The following is a 17,748-nucleotide window of genomic DNA, read 5'->3' on the forward strand; positions in this document are numbered from 1 at the left end:
ATGACTGTGGCGGCACCGCAAAACGATATAATGGAAACAAACATGGAAGCAGAATGGTCAAGAGTTCTCGGGCGTCTTCGCACCGAATTTGACGATAGTGTTTTCAACAGCTGGTTCAAGCCATTGGCTCTGGTCAATATCGAGGATGGCTGTGCGATCATGGCGGCCCCGACGCGGTTTATGCGCAACTGGCTTGAATCCAATTATGCCGACCGTATCCGCAACGCCTGGGCGACGGAAAATGCGCTGGTGTCCGATATCAATTTTATCGTCATGACGGGTTTTACTGCGCCGGCGGCGGAAGATAACCGTCCTCAGCAAGCGGCGCCATCCGCCGCCGTGGGGCGTTCTGCAGATTTCCCGCGAGGATCCGGCAACACGCAGAGCTTGTCGGATTCCCGACCAGTGGAAGTCAAGGACAGCGAGTTTGGCGCCCCGCTGGACCCGCGGTTTACTTTTGAAAGCTTTGTTGTCGGCAAATCCAACGAACTTGCTTATGCGGCTGCCCGCCGGGTGGCGGAAAATGAAGACGTGCATTTCAACCCCCTGTTCCTGCACAGTGGTGTCGGGCTCGGGAAAACCCATTTGATGCATGCGATTGCCTGGGCCAACAAGGAACGCTTTCCCCATCGTCGGGTGGTGTATCTTTCCGCTGAACAGTTCATGTATCAGTTCATCAGTTCGATCCGCTACAAGGACACCATGTCCTTCAAGCAGAAATTCCGGTCTGTCGATCTGCTGATGATTGATGACCTGCAGTTTATCGCCAACAAGCAGTCCACCCAGGAAGAATTTTTCCATACCTTTAACGCGTTGATTGATCATCGCCGTCAGGTGATTATTTCCGCCGACCGGTCGCCGACCGATATGGAAGGCATTGAAGAGCGCATCCGGTCCCGTTTGGGCTGGGGCCTGGTGGCGGATATTCATCCGACCGAGTATGAATTGCGTCTCGGTATTCTGCAGCAAAAAGCCAACCAGGTGCCGGAAGTTGAAATCAGCAATCAGGTTCTGGAATTTCTCGCCCGCAGCGTAACCAGCAATATCCGGGAGCTGGAAGGGGCGCTTAATCGCATGATCGCTCATGCGACGCTCATTGGCCGGCCGATCACGCTGGAAATGACCAAGGAGGTGTTACAGGACCTTCTGCGCGCCAATGTGCGCCGGGTCAGTATTGATGAAATTCAGCGCCGGGTGGCGGATTACTTTAACATCCGCCTGTCCGACCTTCTGTCCTCTCGCCGGGCCCGTCAGGTGGCGCGCCCGCGCCAGGTGGCCATGTATCTGGCCAAACAGCTGACGGCGAAATCCCTGCCGGACATTGGCCGTCAGTTTGGCGGTCGTGACCATACAACCGTCATGCATGCGGTGAAACGCATTGATCAATTACGCCTCACCGATAGTGTTCTGGAGGAGGATATTCAGCATCTGGAACGGATTTTTGGCACCTAGATCCTGATGGTCTTCTAGCCCGAGTCGTTTCTTGCAAACGGCGGGGCTTTCTCCTGAAACGACTCAGCGCAATTCTCCCAAAAAAGACCTTTGACCAGAGGGTTCAATATGCTAATCTCTGCGGCTACAGGTTCTTTTTCTCAGAAGGCCTTTGGTTTGGGCTTTTCCGCTTGGAAACTAAAGAGTTTTTCTGAATTATATCAATACCTTATGCTTGAGATAAGGGAGGGGGTATAAATCCTGTAACCGGGGGGGTAATGCCTTCGGAAATGCCGAAGAGACGTTAAAAAATAATAGTTAAACATGCAGATGAGAAGCGCGATTATAATATGAAGCTCAAAATTGAACGAAGTGCGTTATTGAAATCACTGGGTCACATTCAAAGTGTTGTTGAAAAACGCAATACCATCCCGATTTTGTCTAATGTTTTGCTGGAATGTGACGGCACCCAGCTCAAGCTTGCGGCGACCGATTTGGACCTGGCAATTTCGGAGGCCGTAGAGGCCGAGGTGATGGCTCCTGGAGGCATCACGGCGCCGGCCCATACGCTGTATGATATCGTGCGTAAACTGCCTGATGGATCTCAGGTGCAATTGTCTTATGATGCGGAAAGTCAGCGCCTGACCATCAGCGCCGGCCGGTCGCGTTTCACGCTTTCCTGTCTGCCGCGCGAAGACTTTCCGGTGATGTCAGAAGGCGATCTGCCACACAGTTTCGCGGCCCCGGCGGCCAGCATCAAGCGCCTGATCGACAAAACCCGTTTTGCGGTGTCTACGGAAGAAACCCGGTATTACCTCAATGGTATTTATCTGCATGCGGCCAATGACGATGACGGTGGCGCAGTCCTGCGCGGGGTGGCCACCGACGGTCACCGCCTGGCGCGGTTTGATATGGAACAGCCCGAAGGCCTGAACGACATGCCTGGCGTGATTGTGCCGCGTAAAGCCGTGGGTGAATTGCGCAAGCTGGTGGATGAATTCGAGGGCGACATTCAGGTGTCCCTGTCCGAAACAAAAATCCGCTTCACTTTTGCCGATATCGTTCTGACTTCAAAACTGATCGACGGCACGTTTCCGGATTACAGCCGGGTGATCCCGGAAGGCAACGACAAGATCATGGAAATCGACAGCAAACAGTTCGCCGAAGCGGTGGATCGTGTTTCGACCATTTCCACGGAAAAAACCCGTTCGATCAAGCTGAGCCTGAGCGGCGATAACCTGAAATTGTCGGTCAATAGCCCGGAACATGGCACCGCCAAGGAAGAGCTGGCGGCAAGTTATGGTGCGGACGAGATGGAAATTGGCTTTAATTCCCGGTATCTGCTGGATATCCTCAGCCAGATCGAGGGCGATCTGGCCCAGATGGTGCTGGCGGATTCAACGGCTCCGACCATTTTGAAGGATCTGACCGATGAGGGCGCGCTTTATGTTCTCATGCCGATGCGGGTCTGATGGAAATCCTGACGGACGAATGTGACGGGGACGAGTTTAATGGGGGGTTTCTGGTGAAGCCCCGGAGAAGTAAAGGCCGGTGAATAACCTGGTACAGCTTAATACGATAGGGACGCGTACGGACCTGACAACGGGGCGGGATTTTCGCCGCCCTGATTTGTTCGTCGGGCGGCTGCATCTGACAGATTTCAGATCCTACCATAGGGTGACGCTGACCCCGGAAGCGCGGTCGGTTGTCCTGACCGGGCCGAATGGCGCCGGAAAAACCAATATTCTAGAAGCTTTATCCTTTCTGGCGCCGGGCCGCGGCCTGCGCGGGTGCAAGCTTTCCGACCCAAGCCGTTTGACGGACGACCGTCATGCGGGACGATGGGCGGTGGCGGCGCGGTTGGAAACCCCGGACGGAACGACGGACCTTGGCACCGGTCTGGTGGCGGGTGCGGACGGGGACAGTCTTGACCGGGAAGCCCGTGATCGACGGATTATTCGGGTGGATGGTGAAAATGGCGCGAGCCCGGCTCACTTCAGTGATATTTTACAGGTCGCCTGGCTGACGCCGCAAATGGACCGGTTGTTTATTGAGGCGACATCAGGTCGTCGCCGTTTTCTGGACCGGATTGTTGGCAATTTCCATTCTGCCCACGCCCGTGAGGTCAATGCCTATGAGCGGGTGATGCGGGACCGTAATCGCCTGTTGAGCGAGGGAAGCCGCGACCCGGCCTGGCTGACGGCGCTGGAAAGTCGGATGGCGGAACACGGGGTTGCGGTGGCGGCGGCTCGACTGGACGCCCTTGACCGGCTGTCCCAGGCCATTGGTGCGGCGACGTCGTCTTTCCCCCGGGCGACCCTGGCGGTTGACGGCGGACTGGAACAGGGATTGATGCGGGGACCGGCAGTAGAAGTGGAAGACGAGTTTCGGCGGGTGTTACGGGAAAACCGTGGTCTTGATGCCCGCAGTGGCCGGGCCATGGCGGGCCCGCACAGGACTGACCTGCTGGTGACCCATCAGGAAAAAAATATGCCGGCGGCGTTATGTTCGACCGGGGAACAAAAGGCGCTGTTGATCGGTATTACACTGGCCAGCGCCCGAATTACGGCCACCGCTTTTGGGGCGGCACCGGTGTTGTTGCTTGATGAGGTGGTCGCCCATCTGGATCAGGCGCGACGGGCGGCGTTGTTCGACGAGTTGGCGGCCCTGGGCGCCCAGGTATGGTTGACCGGTACGGATCGGGTTTTGTTTGAGGACCTTGGGTCCCGGGCGCGATACTACCGGGTGGATAACAGTATCGTAAGTGAAGAATAATGTGAGCGGGAAGACGTGCGCAGCACCGGTGATTATACCGATTTTCTCGCAATTTTAGTAAGGGACACAATGTTATGTCTGATGATATACAAATGAAAGACGCCACAGAGGGCGCGGAACAATATGGCGCGGATTCCATCAAGGTCCTGAAAGGGCTTGATGCGGTGCGCAAGCGTCCGGGCATGTATATCGGTGATACCGAGGACGGCTCCGGTCTGCATCACATGGTGTTCGAGGTATCGGACAACGCCATTGACGAATCCCTGGCGGGCTACTGTGATCTGGTGCTGGTCTCTCTCAATCCCGATGGGTCGATTTCGGTCACCGATAACGGCCGCGGAATTCCTGTGGGCATTCATGAGGGAGAAGGCGTGTCGGCCGCTCAGGTGATCATGACCCAACTGCATGCCGGTGGCAAGTTTGATAACAACAGTTATAAAGTATCCGGTGGATTGCACGGGGTGGGGGTTTCCGTGGTGAATGCCCTGTCCGACTATCTCGAATTGCGTATTTGGCGTGACGGTAAAGAGCATTTTATGCGTTTTGAGCATGGCGAAGCTGTTGACGACCTTGTGGTGGTGGGCGACGTGGAAGGCAAAACCGGCACGAAAGTGACATTTTTGCCGGCGAGGAGCACCTTTGGCAACATTGAATTTGATTTTGAGCGTCTGAAACACCGGTTCCGTGAACTGGCGTTCCTGAATTCCGGGGTACGTATCCGCATTCAGGATAACCGCCATGCGGAAATGGACGAGATTGAGCTTTTTTATGAAGGCGGGATAAAATCTTATGTCACCTATCTTGACCGTAACAAAAGCCCGTTGATCCCCGAAGCGATCAGCATCAGCGGCGAAAAAGACGATATTGTTTTTGAATGCGCGCTGCAATGGAACGACAGCTATCATGAAAACGTTATGTGTTTCACCAATAATATTCCCCAGCGGGACGGCGGGTCGCATTTGGCGGGTTTCCGGGCGTCCCTGACCCGGACGATCAATAATTACGCCACTGAGACCGGGATTGCGAAGCGGGAAAAAGTGAGTTTAAGCGGAGATGACAGTCGCGAGGGGCTGACCTGCGTTTTGTCGGTGAAAGTGCCGGATCCGAAATTCTCGTCCCAGACCAAGGACAAACTGGTGTCGTCGGAAGTGCGTCCAGTGGTGGAAAGCCTGCTCAATGAAAAACTGAGCGCCTGGTTTGAAGAGCATCCCCAGGAAGCTAAAATCATTATCAGTAAGATCGTGGAAGCCGCTGCGGCGCGGGAGGCGGCGCGTAAGGCCCGTGAACTGACCCGGCGCAAAGGGGCGCTTGATATCTCTTCCCTGCCCGGAAAACTTGCCGATTGTCAGGAACGTGATCCGGCTAAATCGGAACTGTTCCTGGTGGAAGGGGACTCTGCGGGCGGCTCTGCGAAGCAGGGTCGGGCGCGGAGCAATCAGGCGATCCTGCCCCTGAAGGGTAAAATTCTCAATGTGGAGCGGGCGCGGTTTGACCGGATGCTCGGGTCTCAGGAGATCGGTACCCTGATCACCGCCATGGGCACCAGCATTGGCCGGGAAGATTTCAATATTGAGAAGCTGCGCTATCATAAAATCATCATCATGACCGATGCGGACGTCGACGGGGCCCATATCCGGACCCTGCTGTTGACGTTCTTCTACCGCCAGATGCCGGAATTGATCGAACGTGGTCACCTCTATATCGCCCAGCCGCCACTTTATAAAGTGGCGCGGGGCAAATCTGAGGTCTATCTGAAAGATGATCCGTCACTGGAAGACCATCTGGTGGAACAGACCTTGGATGATATGGTGCTGCGGCTGCATGACGGCAACCAGATGGCCGGGAATGATCTGCGCGACCTTGTGGAAACCACGCGCAAGATTTCCCGTTATCTCCACCGCATTCCGATGCGGTATAATCGGGAACTGATCGAGGAACTGGCCCTGGCCGGGGCGCTTGATCCGGCGACCTTGCGCGATGCGGCGAAAGCCAATGCGGCGATTTCCGCAGTGGTAGAGCGCATGAACATGAAGGCGAGCGAAGGTGAGGATACCTGGGTCGCCCGTCTTGACGAAGAAGGTGACGGTGTGATCTTTACCCAGGAAGTTCGGGGCATTAAAGACGTACATCGCATCGACAGCAGTTTCATCAATTCGGTCGAGGCGCGGGCGCTCAATGAAACGGCGCCGGTACGCCGGGATGTATTCGAAAAAACCGCGACCATCAGCCGTAAGGATGATGTGCATGAGATTAACTTGCCCAGCGATCTGATCAAACTGGTGTTGAGCTATGGCCGTAAAGGTCTGTCGATCCAGCGGTATAAAGGACTGGGCGAAATGAACCCGGAACAGTTGTGGGAAACCACTCTGGACCCCGAAGCCCGGACTTTGTTGCAGGTGAAAGTGGACCACGCCGATACCGCGGACGAGATTTTCACCAAACTGATGGGGGACGTGGTGGAGCCGCGCCGTGAATTTATTCAGGATAACGCACTTAACGTGGCCAATCTGGATACATAAGGATGAGAGACGTCGTCAGGTTTTGTGTCGTCGTTGGTCTTCTTCTGGCGGGAGTGGGGGGTGCCTGGGCTTTTGGCGGCCCCTCAGAAGAAGAGCTGGTCGGGGTGATTACACCGCAAGAATTGCAGGTGGCGCCTTATCAGGCATGGTACAGCCGTCAGACGGCAGACTACGATGTGGATAAGATAACGGCCGGTGATTTACAGGCCCTGATGACCGGGGTAGAGGTTACCATTGTGATGGGGACCTGGTGCCATGACAGCCAGCGTCAGGTGCCGCGTTTCTACAAGGTCTTGCAAACGGCGGGTATTTCACTGAACCGGGTGCGGATGCTGGCGGTGGATCAGGATTTTACCACACCGGATAAAGCGGAAAAAGGGCTGGGTATCACCAATACCCCAACCTTTATTTTCAGCCAGGATGGTGTGGAAATCAATCGCATCGTCGAAAGTCCGGTCGAAAGTCTGGAAAAGGATATGCGGGCGATTCTCACCCGTGCATCTTATCGCCACAGTAAAATGGATGACGTCGAAGACTAGAGGCTTAAGCCCGCCCCTGCTGTTTTTGAAATTTTTGAGTTTTTCTGAGCAACATTTTACGTTTTATGGTGGAAAGGTGATCAAGAAAGATCACCCCGTCAAGATAGTCAAGTTCATGCTGGATCACGGTGGCGAGATAGCCGTCAGCCTCGAGGGTAAGGATCTGGCCACGAATATCCTGATAGGTAAGGGTCAGACTTTTTGCCCGGGTGATTTCCGCCGATATGCCGGGAAAACATACTGACCCTTCTTCAAAACATTGTGTTTCTGCGCTTTTTCCGGTGATCTTTGGATTGATGAAGATTTGGGGGGTGCGGTTGCCGTTGTCCTGAAGGTCGATCACGATAATGCGTTGCAAACTCCCAACCATATTTGCCCCCAGACCAACGGCTTGTTCCTGATAAAGCGTGGCGATCATGCGCTGTGTCAGGGTGGCAAGATCTGTATCAAAGGAGGTCACCGGAAGGGCGATTTGGCTAAAGATCGGATCAGGGCCGTAGATGAGCGGCAGCGGTGTCATGAGGTGACCCGCTCCGTAGTGAACAGGGGACTTTCCATGATTGCGCGGGCGGTGCCGATATTGCAGGCCATTGGCAGGTCATAGACAATGGCCAGTCGGGTCAGAGCCTTGACATCAACATCATGGGGCATGGGGCTTAGGGGGTCGACGAAGAAAATCATGGCGTCGAGTTTGCCTTCCGCGACCATGGCGCCGATCTGTTGGTCGCCGCCAAGAGGTCCGCTTTTCAGCCGGGTGAGGTCGAGATCGGGAAAACGTTCCAATATGCGGCCGCCGGTGGTGCCGGTGGAGAACAGTTTGGCGCGGTGAAACAGGTCACGATATTCTTCAACCCAGGCGACCATGGCCTCTTTTTTGGCATCATGAGCCACAAGAGCGATACGGGGATTTTGCATAGTGAATACTCAGATAAAAGGTAAATACTCAACATGAGCGGATCTCCTTTTATATGCCTGATCCGGGTAATATAGTCAAATGGAGGATCACTATGCTCCCTGTCAACGTCGCTATATTTCCTTTATGATTTCGATTAAAGATGTGGTTGAAACGGATGGTGTTCTCGGAAGGTAGATGACGTCACAGATATCCTTGAACTCATCAAAACGTCCGGCCCAGTCATCTCCCATGACCAAAGCATCGGCCTTGTTTTCCAGAATATATTGTCCTTTAAGATCAAGAGACTCTTCAAAGAAAACCTCATCGACATTTTTTCATTGACCTGAAAAGCTTTTATAGAAATGCCCATCATTTTTTTGCATCTTTGGGATCTTCGCGAGCTTGTGGAACTGGCCTCTTTTGAGGTGGCTTAACAGACCTTTTTTGAAATCTTCCCGAATGCGGCGGATCACCCGGTTATTCTTATCCTTCTGTTCCGGGGTGAGCGAATAGGTGTTTTCTGCATAGCGCCGGAAGCGCATTTCATCACAAAGTCGATCGAGGTAATGCTGGCTGCCCCAGCCTGAATTGACGAATATATTCACGCCGCGACCGCAATGGACTTCGGGGGTCCAGCTAAAGCCATATCTGGGGTTGGCTAGCGCTATATCGGCGAAGAACAGATAATCTTCTCCCATATAACGATAATCAGGTTGGAAACGTTGGTTAGGGAATTTCTGAAAATCGTATACAATCGTTGGCGGTAGCAGGATATTGCCGGAGAATAAAATACGATCGAACATATCGCCGATGAATTCGTATTTTTCTGGCAAACCATCAAGTGGAACCATCTCATCGGAGCGTAGGCGGGTGGGAAATTTTATCTTCTGTTCCCGATCAAAGGCGCTGATGTCGCGACCCACATGATATAGATTTGAAAAGTAAAAATCATATCCACGTTCTAATACAGAAACAGCATTTATGAGATGGTCTGGTGACCATGTATCATCGGAATCAAGGAAGGCGACATATTTTCTAGTTTTTGGAATATGGTTTAAGCCTGTATTTCGGGCAGCTCCGGGACCTTGGTTTGTCTTTAACAGGACAGTCAATTTTTCCGGATATCGTTGCAATAAAGGAGCAAGCTCGTATTGAGCGGGATGAGGAGAGCCATCGTCGACAACTATTATCTCAAAATCATCAAAGCAGTTTTGATCCAAAACTGACTGTACTGCTTTTGTGATTAATCCGGCCTCATTTTGATAAAATGGTATAATAACCGAAAGTGCTATATCCCCCATATTCTGTTCCTAATGAGTAATCTTGTGCGTAACTGTATGTATTAATCAAAAATAGTATAAGAAAGCATTATACTAACAATAAACTTGAAATTATCAAAATATTTAAAAATTTAAGTGCCAATAATTATAGGCTGTTTTTTTCAAGAATAGTCTGGTGAAGGTGTAACCACCTTCACCAATTCTAACGGAAAGATTGATTCTTTAAACTTTACTTATCCTTGCTGAATTCTTCTTCATGCAGCCAGGATGCGTGACGTTGTGTGGTCTTGCTCTTGGTCCAGTCTTCCAGCATTTGAGGGGCGACGTCATGCAGACGCTGCATTTCTTCCGCGGTTGCCGTATCATAGGCGAGTTCAAGACGATGGCCATCAGGGTCGCGGAAATAAATCGACTGGAAGATATGGTGATTGGTTGGCCCGACCACGTCATGACCATCTTTTTCCAGCCGTTCCTTGACCTTAAGGGCCGTGGCTTCATCCTTAACCTTGAAGGCGATATGCTGTACCCAATCCGGGGTATTGGGGTCCCAGGTCATTTCCGGTGAATTGGGCAGCTCAAAGAAGGCCAGAACATTACCCTGCCCTGCGTCGAGGAACAGATGCATGTAGGGATCCGGTTCGCCCGTGGAGGGAACCTTGTCCTCGGAAATGGCGAGAACAAAATCCATATCAAGATACTTCTGATAGAATTCAACGGTGGTCTTGGCGTCCATGCAGCGATAGGCGACATGGTGGATGCGCTCGAGAATCATGGGTCACAGCTCCTGTTAATGATGCAATAGAGGTATAATAGTTACATATGAAACTAATGTCAAGCTTTTCCAGCGTGCAGGCTGTAAACCCGGGCTATATTTATCATTGCCCTGATCTGGCCCATCTTTTATGGTCTGTGAACAAAAAAGAGGACGCTATCGATTATGGTCAAAAGACCCCTGGGGCACAATATGTCGCCTGACAAGAAATCAAAACCCACAAAACCTGCCTCAAAAGCGGCGGTGAGAGGGCGGCGCAAGGCTGTGACGGCTGCCGCCGATGCCAGGAAACAGCGCACGGGATGGCGCAAATTCTTCTACCGGTTTTTTGTCACGCTGGTCTGGGGGATGATCCTGATGATTCCGGTCGCGGTCTATTACGCCCATGATCTGCCGGATATTTCCGATATGAAAGTGGCGTCTGGTCGTTCGACCATTATGGTGATGGATCGTGATAACCAGCTTCTGGCCTCTTATGGGGATGTGTACGGGGATTGGCTGGAGTATGACGAGATTCCACAGGATCTGGTCCATGCGGTGATCGCCACAGAAGATCGGCGATTTTTCGACCATAATGGTATTGATGTATGGGGTATTGGCCGGGCTGTGGTGCGCAATGTCACGAGCCGCCGCATGGCGCAGGGGGGCAGTACCATTACCCAGCAATTGGCGAAGAACCTGTTCCTTAGTGCAGAGAAAACCCTGAAACGCAAGGTACAGGAATTACTTCTGTCCTATTGGCTCGAGATGAACTTCTCGAAACAAGAAATCCTGACCTATTATTTTAACCGGGTCTATTTTGGGTCTGGCGCATACGGCATTGATGCGGCGGCCCGCACGTTTTTTGGTCATGAAGCCCGGCGTCTGAATCTGGTCGAATCGGCAATGATCGCCGGGGTTCTCAAGGGGCCTGCCCTCTATTCTCCCCTCCGGGATCTGGAACGGTCTTACCGGCGTACGGAAGTGGTGCTGGACAATATGGTTGAGGCGGGCTTTATCCCGCAGGATGCCGCCGATCGCGCCAAGGGCCGTTCGGTCAATGTGGTCAGCGCCCAAACCGGGGGGGATGAACGCTATTTTACCGACTGGATCGTTGAACGGGCTGCCGAACTGGTGGGGCCGGTGGCGGAACCAATTATTATTTACACCACTCTTTTGCCCGATGTTCAAAGCAAGGCCGGCAAGGGTCTGCACCAGATCATGAGCCAGGAAGGCGAAAAATATAATGCTGGACAGGCGGCATTGGTGTCCCTGGATATGGATGGGGGTATTCGGGCGATGGTTGGCGGCGTTGACTATGGGGAAAGCCAGTATAATCGTGCGACTCAGGCCCGACGGCAACCGGGGTCGGCCTTTAAACTGTTCGTCTATCTGGCGGCCTTGGAGGCTGGATTGGGACCGGATGAAATCATGCGCGACAGCCCGGTGATTCTGGACGGGTGGGAGCCAAAGAATTACACAGGCGAATATCGCGGCCGGGTCAGCCTGAAGGAAGCTTTTGCGCATTCCCTCAACACGGTGGCGGTGAAATTGTCGGAACGCATAAACCGCAAGGCCGTGATGTATATGGCCCAACGCTTAGGCGTTACGAGCCCGATTGTCGAGGAGCCGTCGATGTCTCTTGGAACATCGGAAATGTCTTTGCTGGAACTTACGGCGGCCTATACGGTGGTGGCCAATGGCGGTTACCGGGTGGCGCCTTATGGTATTGTTGAAATTCAAAACAGCGCCGGTCAGATACTTTTCCGCCATATGCCGGGTCCGCCGGAAAAACTTTTATCTGATGAAGTGGTTATGGTGATGAATGATCTGTTGCAGGCTGTGGTCGAAAATGGCACGGCGCGGCAGGCGCAGATGCCATTCCCCGTGGCGGGCAAAACCGGCACGACCCAGGATTACAAGGATGCCCTGTTTATGGGGTATGGTCTGAATATGGTCAATGGCGTCTGGGTGGGCAATGATGATGCGAGCCCGATGAAGCGGGTTACCGGCGGTGGCACACCCGCGCGGATCTGGCGCAATTTCATGTATCGGGTGCATATGGGGCGCGATGATGCGGCCTTGACGACCCCGAATGTTAAGCCCCGGGAAAAGCCCGACCATACATCGCCGCAATGACGTGCGGTGGACTGGTTTGATGTGAATCATGGGCGCCGGATAAAATTAGAGTCATCATTGACGTTTCTGTAAGATTCCCCTGATAAGGTAGGGCGTAATCATAACGGGCGGCAATCATGGGACAACCAATGGCGCATATGAAAATAGCGATTAAAGACATTAAACGATATATTGGCCGGGAAATCGGCGTCTCGGACTGGATTGATATCAGTCAAGAACGGGTGAATCTTTTTGCCGAGGCCACGGGGGATTTTCAATGGGTGCATGTGGATGAAAAACGGGCCCGGACGGAATTGTCTGATGGTAAAACAATCGCCCATAATTTTCTTCTGCTGTCTATGATCCCTCAACTGTTTGATCAGGTGGTATCCATTACCGGTTTGCGCTACGGTCTTAACAAAGGTGGCGAGAGAGTCCGGTTTATCAAGCCTGTCTCCACAGGCAGTCGCATTCGCGCCCGCATCGGGCTCAACAAACTGGAATATGTCGATCAGACCGGCATGACGGCGACATTTCATATCCTCATGGAACTGGATGGCGGCGAGAAACCGGTCTTGAGCATGGATCTGCAGTTGTTGTTGGTGGCGGGGTAGTTTCAGGCCCCTATATTTTCCGTGCCAGATATTTCCTGTCCAGATATTTCTAGCCAATAAGCATCAGGCGGCTGCCTTCCGTTTTGAGCCACCGGCGGGATTCTTTCCATTCGGGATCAAGGTGGGCGACAATTTTCCAGAAATTCGGGCCGTGGTTCATTTCTTTCAAATGCGCCATTTCATGGGCAACCACATAAGACAAAATTTCCGGGGGCGCCATGATCAGGCGCCAGGAAAACGACAGGGTGCGGCGACTTGAACAACTGCCCCAGCGGCTCTTGGTATCCCGGACCGATACGGTATGAGGTTTGGGGCTGACATGGGGGGTGAATTGCTCAACGGCGGCCAGCAAGGCAAGACGCGCCTGTTTCTTCAACCAGTTTTCCAGCCTTTTTTCAAAACCTTCTCCTGGTCCCCCAACCCGTAGGCTGCGGCCTTCGATGGTCACGCGGGCTGGCAGGTCCCGATCATGCAGGATGCGAAAATTACACCCCTGATAGGGAATGGTTTCGCCGGGCAGGAAACGAATACGTTTCGGGCTGCTATCGGATTGCGCCTGAATCCAGTCATGATGTTTGTGGGCAAACTGAACCGCTTTACGGTCGGACACACCGGGGGGCAGGGTGATGCGGGCGGCGCCTTCCTGGGCGTCAAACCGCAGTTTCAACTGGCGGGCGCGGGGGTGACGCCGTAGAATGAGGGGGAAATCACCGACATAATGTTCGGTCATCTGTCTTCCTCCGGACCGTCATCCTCAGCTGCCGGACTGTTGGGCATCAGCTCATCCCATTCAACGAGATGATCTTCCATATCACCGGCATCTCTTTCCGAGATCACTTTGCCACGGACGGAAATCCCGGCGTCATGGACGCTTTCGGGGTTTCCGGAATTCAAGGGGTGCCAGGGGGCGAGATCCTTACCTTCGCTGATCAGGCGGTACGCGCAACTTTCCGGCAACCAGTGAAAATCCCCGATCTGATCCGGGGTCAACTGTACACAGTCAGGCACCAGTTGCTTGCGCACCGGATAATTCCGGCATTGGCAACTGGTGGTGTCGAGTAGGCGGCAGGCAACATTGGTATAGGAGACTTCGTGGGTGTCGGCGTCTTCCAGCTTGTGCAGGCAACACAGGCCGCACCCGTCACAGAGGGATTCCCACTCTGCCACGGACATTTCGGTCAGTTTTTTGTTGTGCCAGAATTTACCCTGTGACGTCATGACTAACCGATAATATCCTGCAGGCGCTTGGCCATGACTTCGGGGTCGGTCTGGCTGGTGAAATGGGTGACATATTCGCCATTGCGGTCCATCAGATAGGTATAGGATGTGTGGCTGACCAGATAGGCCTGTGGATCGGCGCCCTCTTCGACTTTATCAATGGCGGAATAGACGCGATAAGCTTTTTTCACTGTCTTCACCTGGTCCGGGGTTCCCGTCAGGCCGACCATGTTTGGATGAAATGCCGGGGCGTACTGTGCGAGAATTTCAATGCTGTCCCGGGCCGGGTCAACGCTGATAAACAGGGGGACAACCTCGGCCAGTGTTTCTGGCGGCACCCGGTCGAGGGCATCGGCCATAATCTGTAATTCGGTTGGGCAGACGTCCGGGCAATACGTATAGCCGAAATAGATCAACATGTATTTGCCCTTGAAGTCGGCCTCGGTCACGGTTTTGCCATGATGGTCGGTTAGGGAAAAGGGGCCTCCGATCAGCGCCTTGGTATTTTCCAGCGCAGTGCGCGGCTTCTCTCCTGTAAACAGGCCAGGATAGAAGACAAGCAAGAGCGCCAGAATGGCGGCCATCAGGATCGTGGGAAGAATAATGAGTTTCGATTTTGGCATATGCGATTCCTGTGGTACTTTCTGCGAGTTAAGGTTTAAGGACTTTAACTTGACGGTTTCCCCCTATATATAAGGGGCATCGATGATGAATGCGAGATATATTGAACAACGGGAGTATTATATGCGGATGACCAGACTTTATGCTGTTTTGGGGATAATGACCATGATGGGTCTGACAACAGTTTTGAATCCGGGAATCGCGCAGGCGCAAAGTTTTTCCGCGTCTTATAAATTCCTCAAGTCCATCAAAGAACTCAATTATCGTGAAATCAAGATGGCGGTGGAAAAAGGCGTCAACGTCAACACCCGTGATTACGATGACAACACCACGCCTTTGATCATGGCGGCCAAGATGAAAGAAGTTGCCCTGGTCGGTTATCTTCTGTCCAATGGCGCCAAAACGGATCTGTACGGGAAGGATGGACGCACGGCGCTTAATGTCGCGGCTGCTGCGGGGGACAAGGCTACCGTGGAGGTGCTGATTAAAGTCGGTGCTGATCTGAATATGGCCGATGACAATGGCTCAACGCCCCTGATTTCTGCGGTATTGGCGAAAAAACATCACATTGTGAAAATTTTACTGGAGGCTGGCGCGAACTACGACCTGGAAGATTATTCAGGACGTTCCGCGTTACAGCACGCCATCGACACCCGCCGTCGCCGGACGGAGCAACTGCTACGGGATGCCGGGGCCACGCGTTAGGACATTATTTAGTGGAGGGGCCGTATTTCTTGTCAATCAGAAAGCCCTGATACATGTGAACGCCGGCGGCCTTGCCAAATTCCAGCGCTTCGGGCGTATCGCAATGGCACAAGACGATACGCATCTTGCCGTGATCCTTTATGGCGTCGATAATCTTGGTTTCCGCCGCAGACCCCAACAGATTCTTGTAATCGGCGCGCCAGTTTATTTTCAGGAAATCAACACTGAGAATTTCGCGGTCCAGCACTGCGAGAGATTCCGCGTCAATTGCATCCATGGAAATGCGGCAATCAAGCTGAGTCAGCTTGTCCCGGGCCTTGTAATAATTCCGGATATCAGAAATCACATCAAACAGGCACATTTCCAGGATCAGGGGCTGATGATTGCCTTTCTTGAATTTGGCAATGAATGTATCAAATTCCGGCGTGAAGACGGTCTCCACATTGATATTGATGCTGGTGACCGTGTGAGGATCAATATATTTTTCCGGCAAGGCGCGCATCAGTTTGCGGTCAAACGTGCGGGTCAGCCGTTGAAACAGCCATTTGTCCGCATGAATATTGTAGTTGGGCAGGAACTTATTTTTAATTTCGCTTACGGAGACAAAATGCTCGACGAAAATCGGTTGCGGGTCTGCTTGTCCAACGATCACATAGGCGGTCTGCTGTGACAGCAATTGTTGCATTTCAATATTGACCAGGTTGCGTTCAAGCTGGTCGAGCTGCACAGGTCCCATGGGAGGCACGACAGGTTTTCGCAGGGCAATAGGATCGTAGAGCGGCCGGGTTGTCGCCTGTGGCTTTTCAGGTTCTTTTTTCTCTGACGTCAGGGAGGGAACCAAATTCTTGACCATATCTTTCAGGCTTTGAGGCGCGGCGGGGGCAGCGGCGGCATCCGGCAGAACTTTAAGAGTTTCCACTTTGGCGACGAATTGGTCCAGGTCCTTTTCCAGGTCATACCAGTCACAAAGGTCAGCGTCGCGGCCGGCGTCCTTGTATTCTTTGATGATGGGGCTGTCCTGGACGGCGCGCCGTGCGGCGACAATGGCAATGTCCATTTCGGAAATGCTGGCGTCCTTGCACATAAACAGAACATCAAATTTACGGGTCCAGAAAAGCTGCCCCTGTTTGTTCTTCACCAGTTTATTGAATGCGGTGGCGATTTGGCGACGATGATAGGGCTGCTGATGATGGCGATCGAGCAGGGAAAAATGTAAATGGATCGCGCGGTAACCACCGGGGTGGCGCCGGACCTGACGCAGGGCAGAAAGCAACTCATCCACCTGACAAGGAGGAGCGGAACTTTCCATTGGGCTAGAGCTTTCCATCGGCTTCATCATGCACGTCCAATTAAGAGATACAGTATATATTTCCTTATATTACGCGTAGTAAGGGCGTATGACCAGCCTATTTTTAGCATGTTGCCGGGCGGGGAGTAACGATTATTTGTCCGTCGCGGCCGTCTTACATACGGTGCAGCCACCAGGCGTTCTCGTTAATCGAATACAGCGGTTTGTAATGCAGGACCGCTTTTTCTTTGACCACATAGGAAATTTGATTGTCGAGCACCAGCCGGGTATCCCCGACAGAAACCACGAGAACGGCATGGGGCACGTCAAGATTGGTGTCCTGAACGACGACAATGCGCATTGCATCCACATCAAAGCCGAGTTCCTTGAGCGACAGATATTTGGCGATGGCGTAATCTTCGCAGTCGCCGTCCTTACGAAAGAATTGTCGTAAAGTCGCCCAGTAATCGGGCACCCCCCAATTGCGCATGTCTGTGATATAGGGCGCCTTGTTCATATAGAGGTTAATCTCTGTAATCTGTTGATCAGGGCTTCGGTCTTCCAGAGAGTTCAACAGGCTGTGCCATTTCGTGACCTGGCATTTCCGCCTTAACAGCGGATTGCGGGATTGGGAGGTCACGCAGTCGATGTTTTCCTGAGACAAAGCCGCACTCTGGTTTTCACTTTGTTGCTCGGTCTTGCTCCGCTCCAGCATGCTGTTCCATTTTTTGAATGCGACCATTTGCCGGCTCATGGTTTCATGGGAGCCAAACAGGCCCGTTTTTGGGGCGGCGGATGCCGGGGACAATAAGACGCCAAACCCGCAGGCCAGAATGAAGAAAGGGCGGCAGAATGTCAGGAGAAAAGAATGGCCGGGAACAGGGAACTTCATCAATACGCATCCAGGGTTGTCGAAAAGATCTTGTTTGGTTATTAAGGGCTTGCATCATAGTCATATTATGACAGATAATCCATACCATCGTTGCCGAATTAT

At 52.8% G+C, this 17,748-nt stretch carries 17 protein-coding genes and 1 pseudogene; 8 read left to right on the forward strand and 10 right to left on the reverse strand.

Annotation, left to right across the window (positions count from 1 at the left end):
* Positions 1 to 42 precede the first annotated feature (42 nt).
* The 5 genes from dnaA (at position 43) to FIV45_RS00025 (ending at position 7,264) form a co-directional block, all read left to right on the forward strand.
* Positions 43 to 1,452, forward strand: coding sequence for a chromosomal replication initiator protein DnaA (gene dnaA / locus FIV45_RS00005; protein WP_204602281.1), 1,410 nt, complete (start codon positions 43 to 45; stop codon positions 1,450 to 1,452).
* 329 nt (positions 1,453 to 1,781) lie between these two features.
* Positions 1,782 to 2,903: a DNA polymerase III subunit beta gene (dnaN, locus tag FIV45_RS00010; RefSeq protein ID WP_099474052.1), complete on the forward strand. Its 1,122-nt coding sequence runs from the start codon at positions 1,782 to 1,784 to the stop codon at positions 2,901 to 2,903.
* A gap of 79 nt (positions 2,904 to 2,982) precedes the next feature.
* Positions 2,983 to 4,206: a DNA replication/repair protein RecF gene (gene recF / locus FIV45_RS00015; RefSeq protein WP_204602279.1), complete on the forward strand. Its 1,224-nt coding sequence runs from the start codon at positions 2,983 to 2,985 to the stop codon at positions 4,204 to 4,206.
* 74 nt (positions 4,207 to 4,280) lie between these two features.
* Positions 4,281 to 6,725: a DNA topoisomerase (ATP-hydrolyzing) subunit B gene (gene gyrB / locus FIV45_RS00020; RefSeq protein WP_099474050.1), complete on the forward strand. Its 2,445-nt coding sequence runs from the start codon at positions 4,281 to 4,283 to the stop codon at positions 6,723 to 6,725.
* A 2-nt stretch (positions 6,726 to 6,727) separates the two neighbouring features.
* A complete protein-coding gene (locus tag FIV45_RS00025; RefSeq protein ID WP_099474048.1) occupies positions 6,728 to 7,264 on the forward strand; it encodes a thioredoxin family protein in 537 nt (178 codons plus the stop codon).
* A gap of 4 nt (positions 7,265 to 7,268) precedes the next feature.
* On the opposite strand, the gene def is transcribed toward FIV45_RS00025, so the two are convergent.
* From def to FIV45_RS00050, 5 genes and pseudogenes are all read right to left on the reverse strand, one after another.
* Positions 7,269 to 7,784 (reverse strand): peptide deformylase, encoded by a 516-nt coding sequence (gene def / locus FIV45_RS00030; RefSeq protein ID WP_099474046.1) that lies wholly within the window; start codon positions 7,782 to 7,784, stop codon positions 7,269 to 7,271.
* Positions 7,781 to 8,179, reverse strand: a complete 399-nt coding sequence (locus FIV45_RS00035) for a methylglyoxal synthase (protein ID WP_099474044.1) — start codon at positions 8,177 to 8,179, stop codon at positions 7,781 to 7,783. The genes def and FIV45_RS00035 overlap by 4 nt, the downstream gene beginning before the upstream one ends.
* 111 nt (positions 8,180 to 8,290) lie before the next feature.
* A pseudogene (locus tag FIV45_RS18925) lies at positions 8,291 to 8,488 on the reverse strand (glycerol-3-phosphate cytidylyltransferase); the annotation flags it as partial.
* A gap of 6 nt (positions 8,489 to 8,494) precedes the next feature.
* Positions 8,495 to 9,460: a glycosyltransferase family 2 protein gene (locus tag FIV45_RS00045; protein WP_099474042.1), complete on the reverse strand. Its 966-nt coding sequence runs from the start codon at positions 9,458 to 9,460 to the stop codon at positions 8,495 to 8,497.
* A 208-nt stretch (positions 9,461 to 9,668) separates the two neighbouring features.
* Positions 9,669 to 10,211 carry a VOC family protein gene (locus FIV45_RS00050; RefSeq protein ID WP_099474040.1) on the reverse strand — a complete coding sequence of 181 codons (543 nt, stop codon included), beginning with the start codon at positions 10,209 to 10,211 and terminating at the stop codon, positions 9,669 to 9,671.
* A gap of 165 nt (positions 10,212 to 10,376) precedes the next feature.
* On the opposite strand from FIV45_RS00050, the gene FIV45_RS00055 reads away from it, so the two are divergent.
* A complete protein-coding gene (locus tag FIV45_RS00055; protein WP_099474039.1) occupies positions 10,377 to 12,329 on the forward strand; it encodes a transglycosylase domain-containing protein in 1,953 nt (650 codons plus the stop codon).
* Between the two features lie 116 nt (positions 12,330 to 12,445).
* Positions 12,446 to 12,922: a MaoC family dehydratase gene (locus FIV45_RS00060; RefSeq protein WP_099474037.1), complete on the forward strand. Its 477-nt coding sequence runs from the start codon at positions 12,446 to 12,448 to the stop codon at positions 12,920 to 12,922.
* Between the two features lie 49 nt (positions 12,923 to 12,971).
* On the opposite strand, the gene FIV45_RS00065 is transcribed toward FIV45_RS00060, so the two are convergent.
* Genes FIV45_RS00065 through FIV45_RS00075 form a run of 3 tightly spaced genes read right to left on the reverse strand, consistent with a single transcriptional unit; the run spans position 12,972 to position 14,763 of the window.
* Entirely contained in the window at positions 12,972 to 13,652 is a 681-nt protein-coding gene (locus tag FIV45_RS00065) for a M48 family metallopeptidase (protein ID WP_099474035.1), read from the reverse strand.
* On the reverse strand, positions 13,649 to 14,140 hold the full coding sequence (locus FIV45_RS00070) for a YcgN family cysteine cluster protein (protein ID WP_099474033.1): 492 nt from the start codon (positions 14,138 to 14,140) through the stop codon (positions 13,649 to 13,651). Before FIV45_RS00070 ends, FIV45_RS00065 begins: the two co-directional genes overlap by 4 nt.
* Positions 14,141 to 14,142: 2 nt before the next feature.
* Positions 14,143 to 14,763: an SCO family protein gene (locus tag FIV45_RS00075; RefSeq protein WP_099474031.1), complete on the reverse strand. Its 621-nt coding sequence runs from the start codon at positions 14,761 to 14,763 to the stop codon at positions 14,143 to 14,145.
* Positions 14,764 to 14,884: 121 nt separating this feature from the next.
* On the opposite strand from FIV45_RS00075, the gene FIV45_RS00080 reads away from it, so the two are divergent.
* Positions 14,885 to 15,466, forward strand: coding sequence for an ankyrin repeat domain-containing protein (locus FIV45_RS00080; protein WP_165777053.1), 582 nt, complete (start codon positions 14,885 to 14,887; stop codon positions 15,464 to 15,466).
* 4 nt (positions 15,467 to 15,470) lie between these two features.
* On the opposite strand, the gene FIV45_RS00085 is transcribed toward FIV45_RS00080, so the two are convergent.
* Positions 15,471 to 16,793, reverse strand: coding sequence for an EAL domain-containing protein (locus tag FIV45_RS00085; protein ID WP_165777052.1), 1,323 nt, complete (start codon positions 16,791 to 16,793; stop codon positions 15,471 to 15,473).
* 136 nt (positions 16,794 to 16,929) lie between these two features.
* Positions 16,930 to 17,646: a transglutaminase-like cysteine peptidase gene (locus FIV45_RS00090; protein ID WP_099474025.1), complete on the reverse strand. Its 717-nt coding sequence runs from the start codon at positions 17,644 to 17,646 to the stop codon at positions 16,930 to 16,932.
* Between the last annotated feature and the right edge of the window lie 102 nt (positions 17,647 to 17,748).

Source organism: Paremcibacter congregatus (genome assembly GCF_006385135.1).
GTDB lineage: Bacteria > Pseudomonadota > Alphaproteobacteria > Sphingomonadales > Emcibacteraceae > Paremcibacter > Paremcibacter congregatus.

What these genes read in the sequence shown, in the direction of transcription:
- dnaA (WP_204602281.1), top strand. Translation starts at nt 43, where the DNA reads ATGGAAGCAGAATGGTCAAGAGTTCTCGGGCGTCTTCGCACCGAATTT.
- dnaN (WP_099474052.1), top strand. Translation starts at nt 1,782, where the DNA reads ATGAAGCTCAAAATTGAACGAAGTGCGTTATTGAAATCACTGGGTCAC.
- gyrB (WP_099474050.1), top strand. Translation starts at nt 4,281, where the DNA reads ATGTCTGATGATATACAAATGAAAGACGCCACAGAGGGCGCGGAACAA.
- FIV45_RS00025 (WP_099474048.1), top strand. Translation starts at nt 6,728, where the DNA reads ATGAGAGACGTCGTCAGGTTTTGTGTCGTCGTTGGTCTTCTTCTGGCG.
- def (WP_099474046.1), bottom strand. Translation starts at nt 7,784, where the DNA reads ATGACACCGCTGCCGCTCATCTACGGCCCTGATCCGATCTTTAGCCAA.
- FIV45_RS00035 (WP_099474044.1), bottom strand. Translation starts at nt 8,179, where the DNA reads ATGCAAAATCCCCGTATCGCTCTTGTGGCTCATGATGCCAAAAAAGAG.
- FIV45_RS00045 (WP_099474042.1), bottom strand. Translation starts at nt 9,460, where the DNA reads ATGGGGGATATAGCACTTTCGGTTATTATACCATTTTATCAAAATGAG.
- FIV45_RS00050 (WP_099474040.1), bottom strand. Translation starts at nt 10,211, where the DNA reads ATGATTCTCGAGCGCATCCACCATGTCGCCTATCGCTGCATGGACGCC.
- FIV45_RS00055 (WP_099474039.1), top strand. Translation starts at nt 10,377, where the DNA reads ATGGTCAAAAGACCCCTGGGGCACAATATGTCGCCTGACAAGAAATCA.
- FIV45_RS00060 (WP_099474037.1), top strand. Translation starts at nt 12,446, where the DNA reads ATGGGACAACCAATGGCGCATATGAAAATAGCGATTAAAGACATTAAA.
- FIV45_RS00065 (WP_099474035.1), bottom strand. Translation starts at nt 13,652, where the DNA reads ATGACCGAACATTATGTCGGTGATTTCCCCCTCATTCTACGGCGTCAC.
- FIV45_RS00070 (WP_099474033.1), bottom strand. Translation starts at nt 14,140, where the DNA reads ATGACGTCACAGGGTAAATTCTGGCACAACAAAAAACTGACCGAAATG.
- FIV45_RS00075 (WP_099474031.1), bottom strand. Translation starts at nt 14,763, where the DNA reads ATGCCAAAATCGAAACTCATTATTCTTCCCACGATCCTGATGGCCGCC.
- FIV45_RS00080 (WP_165777053.1), top strand. Translation starts at nt 14,885, where the DNA reads ATGCGGATGACCAGACTTTATGCTGTTTTGGGGATAATGACCATGATG.
- FIV45_RS00085 (WP_165777052.1), bottom strand. Translation starts at nt 16,793, where the DNA reads ATGGAAAGCTCTAGCCCAATGGAAAGTTCCGCTCCTCCTTGTCAGGTG.
- FIV45_RS00090 (WP_099474025.1), bottom strand. Translation starts at nt 17,646, where the DNA reads ATGAAGTTCCCTGTTCCCGGCCATTCTTTTCTCCTGACATTCTGCCGC.